Source organism: Methanothrix soehngenii GP6, from assembly GCF_000204415.1.
GTDB lineage: Archaea > Halobacteriota > Methanosarcinia > Methanotrichales > Methanotrichaceae > Methanothrix > Methanothrix soehngenii.
This window is the reverse complement of the sequence record NC_015416.1, coordinates 811,134-824,973: the sequence shown is the minus strand read 5'-3', so window position 1 is coordinate 824,973 and position 13,840 is coordinate 811,134. Positions and strand designations below refer to the sequence as shown.

The following is a 13,840-nucleotide window of genomic DNA, read 5'->3' as shown; positions in this document are numbered from 1 at the left end:
AGGAATTCTCGGTTGATTGAAGGGCCCATACCAAAAACATTGATCATGCTGACAATCCCCATGATTTTTGGAACTATTAGCATGATTATTTTTAATTTGACAGATACCTTTTTTGTCGGCCAGCTGGGAACCGGCCAGCTAGCGGCGATGAGCTTCACCTTCCCTGTTGTCCTTTTCGTAAACAATTTGGCCCACGCAGTTGCCATTGGAGCCTCTGCTGTGATTTCACATTCAATCGGTGAGGGAAATCGCAATAAAGTAAAAAGACTGACGACGGATAGCATAGTTCTATCGCTGTTACTCGTGGGCTTCATTGTGCCAATTGGTCTTCTTACCATCAACCCTTTATTCCATTTCTTAGGAGCTTCCTTAGAAATCATAACGTATATCAGAGAGTATATGGTAATATGGTATCTCGGTTTGGTTTTCATTGTAGTCCCAATGGTTGGAACCAACGCAATTAGAGCAGCCGGAGATACAAAAACACCCGCATTCATCATGATGTTTGCAGCTGGCGCAAATATTATTTTAGACCCAATTTTGATTTTTGGAATCGGCCCGGTTCCACGTCTTGAAATTGCGGGCGCTGCAATGGCCACAGTAATCGCACGGGCCCTAACCCTGATTATGTCATTGTATTTTCTGTATTATAACGAGAGGATGCTTTCGTTTGATATTCCCTCGTTAAATTCCATCCTTGTTTCCTGGATTCAAATTCTCTACATAGGTTTGCCCAATGCAGGAGCAATGATAATCACCCCCCTTGCTGCCGGATTTATTACCAGAATAGTGGCTACTTATGGCTCGGACGCTGTTGCTGGTTTTGGCATTGCGACTCGAATGGATTCGTTTGCCCTTATAGTTATTATGGCTCTCGCAAGCGTGGTAGGTCCTTTTATCGGTCAGAATTGGGGCGCAGGTAAGTTCGATCGCATCAAATCTGGGACGAAATTCAGTTACCGATTTTCCCTGATATGGGGCTTGATTATGTTCATAGTGTTTGCATTTTTGGGTGGCACAGTTGGATCGATATTCAGCGATGATCCTGAGGTTATTTCAGTTACAGGCCTTTATCTGTCAATTGTTCCAATAGGATATGGCCTGTATGGGATTGTGGCAATTTCAACATCTGCAATGAGCGTATTAAAAAAGCCAATACACGCAGCAATTTTGACACTTACTCAAGCATTTATTTTGTACATCCCAATGGCTTATGTTGGCTCTCTCCTGATTGGCCTTTGGGGCGTATTTCTCGCACTCCCTGTATCGTATTTGGTCTCAAGCATTGTTGCAATTTATACGCTTAATCGAATTATAATGTATAGAGAAAAAACAGTCAAAAGAGTGATTGATCAAAAGATTATTCAAATGGAGGCATAAAATTGACAGGAGGAGATAATACGAAAAAAATTAGACCCTGTGGTGTGCATAGGGCGGTACCGTTCATGAGAGTCCCGCTTACCCTCGGCTTTGCTGTCATGGGCCTGCTGGTCTTCATTCTCAGCAGCAACGTCCTGGCCGCCGATGAAAAAGTGGATACGCTTACGGTTGCCGCACTAAGCGGCGATCAGGGATTCCCCTCGCCCTACGGCCATTACCCGCATGGCGGAGGGTATATCATGATGAGCTTCATCTTCGACACATTGATATGGAAGGATCAGAACGGCTTTGTGCCCGCTCTGGCAGAGACATGGAAATATCTGCCGGATGAGAACGCCTATCTCTTCCACCTGAGAAAAGGCGTTACTTGGAACGATGGCGAGCCCTTCACTGCAGATGATGTGGCCTTTACCTTCCAGTATACTAAAGATCATCCCTATCCGCTGGTGGACTCAAGCATCATTGACAAGGCGGAAGCCATAGACGAGAACACCGTTAAGATCGTCCTCACAAAGAGCTATGCGCCCTTCCTGGACCAGGTGGCAGGTGCTCAGCCAATCCTGCCTCTGCACATCTACAGGAATATGAGCGATCCCGATGACTACAAGGATGAAAAAGCACTTACAGGCACTGGTCCCTTCCGGTTGGTTGACTATGACCAGACACAAGGGACCTACTTCTACAAGGCCAATGAGGATTACTATCAGGGATCTCCAAGGGTCAAGCAGCTCAAGTTCGTAAAGGTCAGCAATGAGATGGCGTCTGCATCCTTAAAGAAGGGTGACATCGACGCTGCCAGCGTGCCAGCTGAAACAACGGAACCACTGGAAAAAGAAGGATTTGATATCAAAGAGTCACATGACACGACCATGATCATGGCCATAAACCATAAAAAGGAACCATTCTCTGATGTCAGGTTCAGGAAGGCCATCTACTACGCCATCGATCGCCAGGCTCTGGTGGATATCTTCCTTCGGGGCTTTGGCTGTGCAGGCTGTCCCGGGATCCTGCCTTCAGACCATCCATGGTATAATCCCGACCAGGAGCAGTATTCCTTTGACCCGGCAAAGGCAGAGGAACTGCTGAAGGAAATGGGATATTCCAAAGATGGTCAGTACTTCTCTAAGGATGGAGAACGCCTGGAGATAGAGCTGCTAGTACAGCCGGGCTTAAATAAGCCCAATTTTAGATAGTAAGTGCCTTCCCTCGATATGTCCATTTGAATGGCTTTGCCATTGTCTTGTTGAAGTACTCGACAAACGCCAGAACCTTGGCGTTCAGATCATTGATAGAAGCAAAGCTGGCCCGCCTGAGCAGCTTCCTGACCAAAATGCTAAACCATATTTCGACCTGGTTCATCCAAGAAGCGTGTATCGGCGTGTAGTGAAAGACAATTGAGTGAGATGGATCGGCCAAGAATGATTCGCGAGTTTCGATTGACTTCAGAATACCATCTCTGCCTTTGATTCCTAAGTCGATGTCCAAGTCGGATACATCTGCCACATACCTCACAAGAGACTCTGATTTATGGATATTGAGATTGTCGGCGACAAAGTGCCAGCGGGATGTGGATAAGGATCTTTCTACCACCTCCTTGATATGGGATACGAAGTCATCTTCATTGCGCGTATCGCCGCAAGAAATGGTGTCAACCTTTCCCTTGGCTACCGCAAAGCTCACGATGAATGATTGAGTTCCATGCCTGATGTATTCAAACTCCCTGCGTTCCACTTTTCCTGGTGCCATTGGCAATCCAGGGTGTTTGCGTTCGAGAGCTTGTACCCCAGTCATTTCATCGATGCTCATTACGACTTCACCTTTTTGAGCCAAATTAATGGCTTGTTGATACAGTGAATTGATATCGTCTACCTTTTCGTCGAATTGATCGTCCGGAGCAGGTGTTAGCCAGTAACGAATCAAGTGCGGTTGGAGGTCATTTTTTTTAGAATCCTGGCAGAATGACGAGCTGAAATCGTATCTACAATGCCCCGCTTTATTACTTCTGCTGCAATCTCACGGCTTGTCCATTGGCTAATTGGACGTCCCGATTCTTCAGGTTTCTCACAAGCCAGCTGTTGGATCTGACAAATCTGGTTTGCAGTTAAACGAGGTGGTACTCCTGGTCTTGGCAGGTCATCCAAGCGTTCTTCAATACTCAGATCATCCAAAGAAATCGGCTGCAAGTCCAGCCATCGTCGTCGCCATAATCGAGCAGTGTCCAAGGAAACCTCTAATTCATTAGCGATTTCACGATTGTTCTTACCCATCGCAGCCAGCAAAACAATCCGTGCTCGGATAACTTTTTGCTGCCCTGTAGTATACCGACGAACAAGCAATTCCAACCCTTGGCGCTCGACGTCGTTCAAGTTGATTGCTGGTGGTTTCGGACCCGGCATTGATACTCCCCTGTTGTAGAGTATCTGTCAATGATTATATATAAAACCTTATCGTTAGGTTCATCTCAGCCCGGCTGTACTAGTAGCTCCCACTGAAGAGCGCCTCGGAGAGCTGATCGAGCATCAGCTTGAGTCTGGCGGCATCACGGTCAACCTGCGCAGCATGGATTTGAAGACCAAGGATAGCATGGTTGACGACTGGAAGTTCGACCTGGCAATAAACTATCACGGCGGCATGGGTGCTGATCCTTCAGTCCTAAATCGTATCATCATTGGAACAGGGCTCTACAGCTCACGCTACGCTGAAGATGTGCAGCTTGTTGATCTGCTAAATGAGCAGGTTTCAGAGATGGACCCTGCCAGGCGCAAAGAGCTGGTCAGTCAGGCTCAGGAGATCATCGCATGCGACCTGCCATCTCTGCCTTTGTTCTATATCGACTCCTTTTGGGCCTCTGATGACAGGGTGAGCTTCTACTATACTTACGGAGGAGTGGCCATGGGAACGCCAACGGCATTGAACAAGATGGCCTTTGTTTAAAATTGGATACTGTTGCTGCGGCCCGATAAGCTGCAGTCAGTTCATTTTTTCAAAAATTCGGGTAGTATGACAAAAATTACTGCAAAATAGTATCGATATCCTGCGACTTGATCGATCTTGCTATAGACATCCTGGCAGCAAGTGTCTGAGGTATATCAAGAACCGATTGGTGGAGATGGCAATCATTTTCATCTCTTCTAATTTTTTATGAAATTATAGAATTCTATTCATACTTTATATGCACACAGGCTCAAAAAGTATATATATCTGGATTGATATGTCTAAATCGATACATAGACATGGAAGCTGATTGAGTGAATAGATCGAATGGAAGTATAACCAACAGCGATATATGCATCGATATAGCGATACTGATATAATGGCAACTGGTATCTTGAAGATGATTATGCTTCACATCATGAAAGATGGTGAAGCATCCGGCTACGATATAATAAAGAAAGTGGAAGCGATTAGCGGAAAGAAACCCAGCACGGGATCGATCTATCCGCTATTGAAAAAGATGGAGCGAGAAGGCTGGATCTCAGGAAGAGCCGAAGACGGCAAGACCTACTACAGCTTGACTGAGATCGGCAAAGAGCATGTTGCTCAGATAAATGAGGTTAAACATGATTTCATCAAAAAGCTCCATCAATCTATAGCTCTGGCCAGCGAAACGTTCGAAGATGCCGATGTGCAGGATCTCATGAAAGACATGCATGACCTTCACAGGGGAATGAGAGTTCCCGTAAAAGAACAGATAGAGCTGCTCGCTCCGCTGATTCATCAGGTTGCGGATCATCTGGAAACCGACACGGATCGAGAGAGGGTCCGGTCTGTAATTCTAAGAGCCATAGATGAGCTGAAGAAGATATAATCAGAGACAGTTGGATTCGGAGATGGTTGGATTGAGCGAAATGAATACAGAACAGATATTTGCAGAAGATAGACGAATTGAAGACTTTAAGCAAAACCCTAGAGGAGAATTTCTTCAGGCCATACGTGAGAAAGATATGGCCCGCTGCCTCGTGAAGACTGCTGAGATCCACGGGCACTTCTGTCCGGGAAGCGCTCTTGGCGTCATGGCTTCGGTGCATGGCCTGAATCTTCTGGGCCTGGATTCGATCTCTTCCGACGGATTAGAGGACCTCATGGCCGTTGTAGAAACAAACGCATGCTTCGCCGACGGAGTGCAGGCCGTATCCGGCTGCACCTTGGGGAACAACGCCCTGGTCTACCGCGATCTGGGAAGGCTGGCAGTTACCTTCGCCATTCGAGGAAAGGAGACCGGAGTCCGCATAAGGGTTCAGCCCGATTTCAGCTCTAGCGTGGCCAAGGCCTCCCCGGAGTTCTACCCTCTGATGGAAAAGGTCATCAAGAATCGGGAGGGCGGCGCAAGGGAAAAAGCAGCATTTCGAAAAGCGGGGAGGCAGGCGGCCTTCGGCGTCATCCAGCTACCATTCGATGAGCTATTTGCAGTCGAGACCTTTCGGCCTCTGCTGCCTGAATACGCTCCAATTACGGAGAGCATCGTCTGCTCCAACTGCGGCGAGATGATCATGGCCACTAAAACCGTGGGCGGTCTCTGTTTCATGTGTGCAGGAGAAGCTTATCGTCAGGTCGAGGGAAGAGGCATTGTTGCCAAAGAATCTGAAAGACCATCTGCTTCAACCAAGAGCTGACCCAAATATCCTGGTGAGAGAGAAATGGATGCAACAGATACGACTTGCGGGCGTCAATGCGATAGGCCGAACAGACATAAAAAGGGAAAAAGCAGCTTCTGGATGCAGGACCCGGATCTGGTTTTCGGCGGGCTTGATCTGCAGAGAGGAGACTGCTTTCTAGATTTGGGCAGCGGGCCGGGAGATTATTCCATTCGAGCCTCGAGGCTTATAGGCGATACCGGTAGAGCGTACGCTCTGGATAAAAACCAGGATGCGATAGTTGATTTAAGGGATAAGGTCGTTTCAGAAGGATTAAAGAATATTAAGGCTGAGGTCTGTGATATTTCCGGTCCTCTGCCGGTCAAGGATAGTTGTGTAGACATTTGTTTCATATCTACCGTGCTTCACTCCCTCAATCTGGCCGATGTAGAGAGCACCCTGTTTAGCGAAATAGGGCGTGTTTTAAAACCTGAGGGGCGGCTGGCAATTATCGAATGCAAGAAAGAGGACCAGCCATGCGGACCGCCGATTGATATGCGCATATCAGCTGAAGAGCTGGAAAGAACGATAACAAAACACGGTTTTAGAAAGTTGAGCTTGTGCGACCTAGGCTATAACTACTTGATTCAGTTCAGAAAAATCCCCGAGGAGTTGACCGATTTGTTGAAACAAAAAGATGCCAGCATTGTACTGCATCCGGTGGGTATTATAAGAAGCAAGATAGAGAAACCATTCCTTGTTGCCGGTGAAGAGGGACTAAAAATGCAGGGCGACCTCAAAGATGCCGTAGTTAAAATTCATGAGATGCCTGGAGAAATCTCGAATATCATCATCTACGAAGGTCTGGATGGCATCCTGGACGGAATTGAGGAGTATTCTCATCTTGTAATTTTATATTGGGCGCATAAAGTCCCCGAAGAGGGCCGGTCGCTTACGAGGGTGCACCCCATGGGCAGAGAAGATATTCCCGAAAAAGGCATTTTCTGCACCTGTAGCCCTGCAAGGCCCAATCCGGTGCTTATGACCGTCGTCCATCTGAAGGGACGAAAGGGAAACGTCCTGGAGGTCCTCGGCCTCGACGCTGTTGATGGAAGCCCTGTTATCGATATAAAGCCTTACGTCAAGGACTTTTTCCCGCAGGAAGATGTCCACATCCCTGAATGGATGCAACGCCTTCAAGAAGAGGTAAATAAAGGCAAATCACCGAATAAAACGCAGAGCTAATAGCATTTTTTTAGTTAGCAAAATTTGTAGGAGGAATTTTGATTAGGAAAAATCTGCCGATTAAAGGGACTCGTGGAGCTTTGTCCTCAAAAGTTCCCCTTGCCCTCGGATTTGCGGTCGTGGGCCTGTTGCTTCTCATTTTCTGCAACATGGCAGCGGCTTCCGATGAGACCATAGACATGTTTACAATTGCCGACCCAACCGGCGACTGGGGATTTCCCTCTCCTTACGGCCATTACCCGAGAGGGCCTGGATATATCAGAATGAGCCTGATCTTCGACACACTCGTATGGAAGGACCAGAACGGCTACGTTCCTGCTCTCGCGGAGAGCTGGCAGCTGGAGGACGACGCTTACGTCTTTGACCTGAGAAAGAACGCGACCTGGCAGGACGGAGAGCCCTTCACCGCTAATGATGTGGTTTTCACAATCGATTATACCAAAGAACATCCTTACCCTCTGGTAAGCCCAAAACTTGTGAAGTCTGCCGAGGCTCTGGACGACTATACCGTCAAGCTCTATCTTAATGGCTCTTATGCCCCGTTCATCGAGATGGTTGCGGGAGCGCTCCCCATACTTCCTGAGCACATCTACAGCAATGTGGCCAATCCTGCCGAGTTCCTGGAGGATGAAGCCTTAACCGGCATGGGTCCCTTCAAGCTGGTCGATTACGACAGGGCGCAGGGGACATACCTCTACGAGGCCTATGACGATTACTACCTGGGCGCTCCAAAGGTCAAGCAACTCAGGTTCGTAAAGGTTAGCAATGAGATGGCGGCTGCGGCACTGGAGAAAGGCGATGTCGATGCAGCGACAGTCCCTCCCGAGAAGGCTGAGGATCTGGGGGTGGCGGGCTTTGATGTCCTGAGAGGTTCACACGACGGCATCACCAAGCTCATGGTCAACCACAGGAAGGAGCCATTCTCCGACGCAAGGTTCAGACAGGCTCTGTACTACGCCATCGACAGACAGGCTCTTGTGGATACGGTCTTGCGCGGCTACGGAATCATCGCCAGCCCCGGCCTCCTAGCCCATGATAACGATTTATGCAATCCCAATGTGGAGACATACGATTATGATCCGGCCAGGGCCGGGGAGCTTCTGGAAGAGCTGGGCTACACCAAGGACGGCCAGTACTTCACCAAAGACGGTGAGCCCCTGGAAATGGAGATGCTGGTCACGGCCACTGACGAGCGAGCAGGAGAGATGATAAAGCAGCAGCTAGAGCAGACTGGGTTCAAGGTGACTCTTAGAAGCCTCGACTCCAAGGCACGGGACAGCCTGGTTTCTGAGTGGGACTTCGATCTGGCCTTAAACAGTCACGGAGGAATGGGAGCAGATCCTGAAATCCTGAGCAGGCTTATAGGCGAAGGATTTTCGTTCAACAGCGCCCGCTACTTTGAGAACCAGGAGTTAAATGATCTCTTAAGCCGGGAGGTTTCTGAGATGGACCCCGATCGCCGCAAGGAACTCGTCGATGAGGTCCAAGTGTTGCATGCTCAGGATCTGCCGATGCTGCCCCTGTATTATGCCGATTCCTGCTGGGCGCACGATGGTCTGATCGACATGTATTACACCAAGCGGGGGATCGCCATGGGAACTCCAATAGCGCAGAACAAACAGTCCTTCGTGAAGTGAATGCAACTATTTTGGGGGCGAAATAGCGGAAAAAGGCCGCTATCAGCCCAATTTTATCCAAGGATCTTATCCGTCCGTCGTGAACCTTGGTGAGCTGATGGACATTAATTGCAGATATCATATTTTTCCTCTCAAATTTGATTGCGCCGTAGCACTCGTTGAATAATAATAAGGATCTCAATCAAACGATCTCGAATCCTGCAAAATTTTATATGCTATCTCACAACGCTCGGGATTATAGCAGCAACCTTATATACGAAATATGTATCTTTTGCTACGATTATATGCAAGGTTAATATCAATTGTTAATCTTTCGCAGGAAGTGCGTGGCGGTAATGAAGATGATCGGATTCGATAAAGGCGGCGGTGTTCAGTATTGTCAGATATGATCAGAAAAACAAGCTTGTGGGAGCGGTTGGGCTTTGACATCGCATATGGTTACTCAGAAGGGAGAAAGGTCCTGATCCTCTCAGCTCTCTTCGTATTGCTTCTTATCACGGTGGGGGTGGCTATAACCTTTGGAGCCTATAGCATCTCCATTGTTGATGTTTATGGAATCGTACTGGCTCATCTGTCGCCTTTCGGAGACCTATCCAGTGTCACCAAGCTCCATAACACCATTGTTTGGGAACTGAGAATCCCCCGAGTCCTCCTGGCCGTGGCTGTAGGCACAGCCCTGGCCACGGCAGGCGCAGTATTTCAGGGTTGCTTCAGAAATCCACTGGTCGAGCCTTATATCCTCGGCATCTCCTCTGGGGCTGCCTTTGGCGCTGCTATGGGCATAGTCTTTTCCAGCTTCTTCCTGTCCATTCAGCTCTCTGCATTTATCTTTGGGTCTATGGCTGTGGCCATGGCCTACTTCCTGGCCAGGGTCAGAAAGGAGACGCCCATAGTGACATTGATCCTGGCAGGTGTGATCATTGGCTCCATCTTTTCTGCAATGGTCTCCATTCTCAAGTACATAGCCACAGATGCGGCTTTGCGGGAAATTGTATTCTGGCTGATGGGCGGCTTCTATTACGCCACATGGAATGATGTCCATCTGCTCGTGCCCATAATAATCCCCAGCTTCCTTATTATGTGGGCCCTGGGCTGGAAGCTCAACATCCTTTCCATGGGCGATGACGAGGCCAGAGCCCTTGGAGTCAACCCGGAGAAATACAAGTTTGTCCTGATAACCCTGGCCACTCTTGTTACCTCTCTTGCAGTATCTACCGTGGGAATTATCGCCTGGGTGGGCCTGATGATGCCTCACGCCACTCGCATGATGCTTGGACCCGATCATCGATATGTGATTCCTGCATCAGCAATGCTTGGAGGATCTTATCTTTTGGTCTGCGATACCATGGCACGAACGCTCACCAGCGCTGAGATTCCTGTAGGAATCATCACCTCCATCCTCGGTGCGCCGTACCTGTTCTATCTTCTCAGGACCAGAGGGAAGGCGATGCTGGGATGACGCCAATGCTCGAGGTCAAAGATCTTCACTTCAACTATGGAAACACCACGATACTCAAGGGCGTGTCCTTCGATGTGAACGAGGGCGAGCTATGCGGCCTATTTGGCCCCAATGGCTGCGGAAAGACGACGCTCTTCAAGTGCTGCCTGAACTTCTTGAAATCCCATCTCGGATCTATCCGCATGGACGGTAAAGACGTCAAGGACCTCAGGGTCGAGGATATGGCCAAGATCGTGGCCTATGTGCCCCAGGAGCACAAGCCTCCATTCCCCTATCTGGCCAGGGAGGTGGTCTTGATGGGCAGAACGCCTCGGCTTAATGGATTCTTCGGCATCAGCCGGGAGGATAAGATGAAGGCGGCCGAGGCCCTGGATCTCCTGGGTCTTACAGAGCTGGCTGACTATCCTTATAATCAGCTATCAGGAGGCCAGCGCCAGATGATACTGATGGCCAGGGCCATCGCTCAGGAGACGCCGCTCATGTTCCTGGATGAGCCGACATCTGCGCTGGACTTCAGTAACCAGATCCGAATCTGGAGGATAATGCGAATGGTTGCGGAGAGGGGAGTGACCATTCTGGCCTGTAGCCACGACCCCAACCATGTTAGCTGGTTCTGCGACAAGGTGGTGGTGATGAAGGACAACCGCATCCTGAAGGAGGGAACATCACAGAGCGTCATCACTGAGGATACAATGGACGAGATCTACCAGGATGTATGCTCTGTAAGGAGCATTGGCGGCATAAGGATGGTGCTGCCAAGGGATGTGGCGCTCCGACAGGAGATGGAGGGCTTTGGGAGATGGGACCAATCAAGAGAATGCATGAGCAGACAGCAGGTTTGAGGTGTTAATATGTCGAAACAGTTGTGTTTTATGCTAGGAGCAGCATGCCTGGTCTTGTTGCTTGCAGTAGCAAGCGCATCTGAAGGCGCTGTATCCAGTCACGCAAGTGTTCCAGGAGACACTGACGGGGACAATAAGGTCTCAGACGATGAGTTGAAGGCAGCCGAAGAGTCCTACAAGAAAGGAGAAATTTCGACAGAGGAGCTGGACAAGATCCGCCATATCAAGGAGAATTATCCCAGGATCATAATCGATGCCACTGGCACAGAGGTCACGATTTATAAGCCGCCCGAGAGGGTATTTCAGATAAGTACCGGCCTTATTGCCACAACAATGTATGCCTTCGGAGATGCAGAGAAGATCGTAGGGAAGGGGGGCTGCACTAAAAGCGGAACTACCACCAGAAGCTTTACTTATAACGGTAAGAGCTACAGCCATAACACACCGTGGTGTATAGAAGGGATTCTGTATCCAAAGATGTTGGATGATGAAGCCATACCGTTCAGCGGCTCCATCGGTAAGGAGAATTATGAAACTATTGCCAGCACTAACCCGGATATCATCATTGTAAGCACCAGGCAGTGGGGGAGGGACAGCGGAGAGACATATCTCAAGAGCATAGAGACAATGAGAACGCTGGGAGTCCCGGTTGTCGTCCTCAATCAAGTCGCAAAATACGATGGAGATGAGACTGAAGCTGTCTATACTGAGGTAGAGCTTCTCGGAAAAATATTTGAGAAAGAGGATAAAGCAGAAGAGATAATAAATCTTCTCAAAGAACAGGTGGATTTCATCAAGAGCCGGACTGCAGATATTCCTGAAGACGAGAAGAAGAGCTTCCTTTATCTGGAGCTATCCAGTTACAGTGCGGGAAAGGGTGGTGTCGCTTATGTCGATGGGGAAAATATCCTTGAGCCTATTCTGATTGAAAACATCGTCAATGCGAAGAATGAATTCAAAGGAGAGGGCCGACAGCTTATGTCTGCTGAGCAGCTATTGACTCTTGACCCTGATGTCATATATCTGCCAACAGCTCAGGGCGTTCACACTCCTGATGAGCTTTACAACAACGAGAGCTTCAAAGATCTGCAGGATCTCAGGGCCATCAAGGAAAGGAAGGTCACAGGACTTCCACTCATCGGCTGCAGGACCGAGAGGCTGGATTTCCCCGTCAGCCTGATGATCGAGGCCAAATTCACCTATCCCGATAGGTTCCAGGATGTAAATGTCGGAGAGTGGCTGATTGACTACCACGTGAAGCTTTACGGCATAGATGAGGAGACAGCTCAGGAGATAAAGAGGGGCTTGTGTCTGGAATGGCTTGACGATACGGGATTTTGATGGTGAATTTAATGTGGAAATGCAAAAATTTTTTTGTGGCATCAGAGTGGCGGGACTCTGACCAGGAATACGACTTTTCAGAAATGCAAAGGACGTATCGGCAAAACAAGGACGGTCCTTCCAACGGATGTGGTGCTCAGGAATGTGAAGTCTAGCGGCAGACAGCGCAGGTGACACTATGATAAAATATATGAAACTTTGTAAGCTCGCCTCAATATGTTTTTGTTTCATATTGGGAGCGGCATTAGCGTCTGAGGAAACGAGAACTGTTGTAGATGGCAGGGGAGCATCAGTTCAGGTACCTGCAGAGATCGATCGAGTGGTGACCATCAGCGATGGATTGGTGGAGGAAGTGATGACTGTCTTGGGTGTGCAAGATAAGCTGGTTGGCCTCGGGTCCGAATGTCTGCCTAAAGTCTGGCAGATCGATTATCCTACTGTGAATGGCGGAAACTTCAGCTACCATGATGGGATGAATGTTGTCAATTATCTAAATCCAAAGATCAAAGATCTGCCCCTGGTTGCTAAAAGCGGTGTGGCCCCCAATTACGAGGTTCTTGCAGGCCTGAAACCCGATGTCATCATCGTAAGGGCCGGTGATTGCACATTCTGGAAGGATAAAGACGGCATGAAAAAGGCCATCGATTCCATAGAGTCTCTTGGAATTCCCCTGGTGGTCACCTATGGTCCCAACACCTGCGAGAAGCCCAGCCTGGATAAGCTGTCTGAAGAACTTAGGATCGTCGGTCAGGTATTCGGCAAGGAAGACCAAGCAGATAAACTTGCAAGATATCTTGAAAGCGAGGTCGATACAGTAAGGGAGAGAACAAGAGATATCCCGAACAGCGAAAAGCCGAGCATGCTCTTGTTTGGGCTATCGCCTCAAACCAGAGGTAAGGGTGCTGCTGGGGATGCTTGGGGACTGAACACCATTGAATCATATTTCTTGGAAAATATCGTAAACGCTCGCAACGCATTCCATGAGCAGGTCTCGACCGAGGTAGTGAATGCAGAGCGTGTGCTGGCCATTAATCCTGATGCAATTGTGCTGCCCACGGATTTTGGCTATCATCCCCCGAGAGAGATTTATGAAGCGCCCTATTATCAGAACCTACAGGAGCTGGATGCGATTAAGAACAAAAGGGTTATGGCACTCCCCTGGTCGCCCTGCAACTGCGATAAGCGGCTGGAGTATCCAATCGATGTGATGGTGATGGCCAAGGCCGCATACCCTGATCGCTTTAAGGACATCGATCTCGGAGAGTGGCTGCTGGAGTTCTATCAGAATGTTTACGGCGTAGATCGTGAGACGGCTGAAGGTCTGCGCTCCGCTCAATGGATGGACTGGACGGCGGAGTAGAG

At 48.9% G+C, this 13,840-nt stretch carries 13 protein-coding genes; 11 read left to right on the top strand and 2 right to left on the bottom strand.

The window, feature by feature from the left end; all coding sequences use genetic code 11:
• The first annotated feature begins 12 nt into the window (after positions 1 to 12).
• Both MCON_RS04145 and MCON_RS04140 read left to right on the top strand, forming a co-directional pair.
• Positions 13 to 1,380 (top strand): MATE family efflux transporter, encoded by a 1,368-nt coding sequence (locus tag MCON_RS04145; RefSeq protein ID WP_202795828.1) that lies wholly within the window; start codon positions 13 to 15, stop codon positions 1,378 to 1,380.
• Between the two features lie 65 nt (positions 1,381 to 1,445).
• Complete coding sequence (locus tag MCON_RS04140; RefSeq protein ID WP_013718775.1) at positions 1,446 to 2,573, top strand: ABC transporter substrate-binding protein; 1,128 nt, start codon at positions 1,446 to 1,448, stop codon at positions 2,571 to 2,573.
• Here the strand turns inward: MCON_RS04140 and MCON_RS04135 are convergent.
• A complete protein-coding gene (locus MCON_RS04135; RefSeq protein ID WP_202795827.1) occupies positions 2,566 to 3,186 on the bottom strand; it encodes a transposase in 621 nt (206 codons plus the stop codon). The two genes, MCON_RS04140 and MCON_RS04135, sit on opposite strands and share 8 nt — an antisense overlap.
• 110 nt (positions 3,187 to 3,296) lie before the next feature.
• Positions 3,297 to 3,746, bottom strand: a complete 450-nt coding sequence (locus MCON_RS04130; RefSeq protein ID WP_157863667.1) for a helix-turn-helix domain-containing protein — start codon at positions 3,744 to 3,746, stop codon at positions 3,297 to 3,299.
• 199 nt (positions 3,747 to 3,945) lie between these two features.
• Here MCON_RS04130 and MCON_RS04125 point away from each other — a divergent pair, with 199 nt between their 5' ends.
• From MCON_RS04125 to MCON_RS04080, 9 genes are all read left to right on the top strand, one after another.
• Complete coding sequence (locus MCON_RS04125) at positions 3,946 to 4,314, top strand: periplasmic substrate-binding domain-containing protein (protein WP_157863666.1); 369 nt, start codon at positions 3,946 to 3,948, stop codon at positions 4,312 to 4,314.
• Positions 4,315 to 4,693: 379 nt separating this feature from the next.
• Positions 4,694 to 5,188: a PadR family transcriptional regulator gene (locus MCON_RS15090; RefSeq protein WP_157863665.1), complete on the top strand. Its 495-nt coding sequence runs from the start codon at positions 4,694 to 4,696 to the stop codon at positions 5,186 to 5,188.
• Between the two features lie 136 nt (positions 5,189 to 5,324).
• A complete protein-coding gene (locus tag MCON_RS04115) occupies positions 5,325 to 5,993 on the top strand; it encodes an FmdE family protein (protein WP_202795826.1) in 669 nt (222 codons plus the stop codon).
• 24 nt (positions 5,994 to 6,017) lie between these two features.
• Complete coding sequence (tsaA, locus tag MCON_RS16840; RefSeq protein ID WP_013718770.1) at positions 6,018 to 7,199, top strand: tRNA (N6-threonylcarbamoyladenosine(37)-N6)-methyltransferase TrmO; 1,182 nt, start codon at positions 6,018 to 6,020, stop codon at positions 7,197 to 7,199.
• Positions 7,200 to 7,237: 38 nt separating this feature from the next.
• Complete coding sequence (locus MCON_RS04100) at positions 7,238 to 8,836, top strand: ABC transporter substrate-binding protein (RefSeq protein WP_013718769.1); 1,599 nt, start codon at positions 7,238 to 7,240, stop codon at positions 8,834 to 8,836.
• 385 nt (positions 8,837 to 9,221) lie between these two features.
• On the top strand, positions 9,222 to 10,295 hold the full coding sequence (locus tag MCON_RS04095; protein WP_048131862.1) for a FecCD family ABC transporter permease: 1,074 nt from the start codon (positions 9,222 to 9,224) through the stop codon (positions 10,293 to 10,295).
• A gap of 5 nt (positions 10,296 to 10,300) precedes the next feature.
• A complete protein-coding gene (locus MCON_RS04090) occupies positions 10,301 to 11,137 on the top strand; it encodes an ABC transporter ATP-binding protein (protein ID WP_013718767.1) in 837 nt (278 codons plus the stop codon).
• A 9-nt stretch (positions 11,138 to 11,146) separates the two neighbouring features.
• The gene (locus tag MCON_RS04085) at positions 11,147 to 12,478 is read left to right on the top strand and encodes an ABC transporter substrate-binding protein (protein WP_013718766.1); all 1,332 of its coding nucleotides are present in this window, start codon (positions 11,147 to 11,149) and stop codon (positions 12,476 to 12,478) included.
• Positions 12,479 to 12,656: 178 nt separating this feature from the next.
• On the top strand, positions 12,657 to 13,838 hold the full coding sequence (locus tag MCON_RS04080; protein ID WP_013718765.1) for an ABC transporter substrate-binding protein: 1,182 nt from the start codon (positions 12,657 to 12,659) through the stop codon (positions 13,836 to 13,838).
• Positions 13,839 to 13,840: the final 2 nt, after the last annotated feature.

Coding starts and splice junctions, on each gene's coding strand:
- MCON_RS04095 (WP_048131862.1), top strand. CDS start 9,222: ATGATCAGAAAAACAAGCTTGTGGGAGCGGTTGGGCTTTGACATCGCA.
- MCON_RS04135 (WP_202795827.1), bottom strand. CDS start 3,186: ATGAGCATCGATGAAATGACTGGGGTACAAGCTCTCGAACGCAAACAC.
- MCON_RS15090 (WP_157863665.1), top strand. CDS start 4,694: ATGGCAACTGGTATCTTGAAGATGATTATGCTTCACATCATGAAAGAT.
- MCON_RS04080 (WP_013718765.1), top strand. CDS start 12,657: ATGATAAAATATATGAAACTTTGTAAGCTCGCCTCAATATGTTTTTGT.
- MCON_RS04090 (WP_013718767.1), top strand. CDS start 10,301: ATGCTCGAGGTCAAAGATCTTCACTTCAACTATGGAAACACCACGATA.
- MCON_RS04085 (WP_013718766.1), top strand. CDS start 11,147: ATGTCGAAACAGTTGTGTTTTATGCTAGGAGCAGCATGCCTGGTCTTG.
- tsaA (WP_013718770.1), top strand. CDS start 6,018: ATGGATGCAACAGATACGACTTGCGGGCGTCAATGCGATAGGCCGAAC.
- MCON_RS04115 (WP_202795826.1), top strand. CDS start 5,325: ATGGCCCGCTGCCTCGTGAAGACTGCTGAGATCCACGGGCACTTCTGT.
- MCON_RS04140 (WP_013718775.1), top strand. CDS start 1,446: ATGAGAGTCCCGCTTACCCTCGGCTTTGCTGTCATGGGCCTGCTGGTC.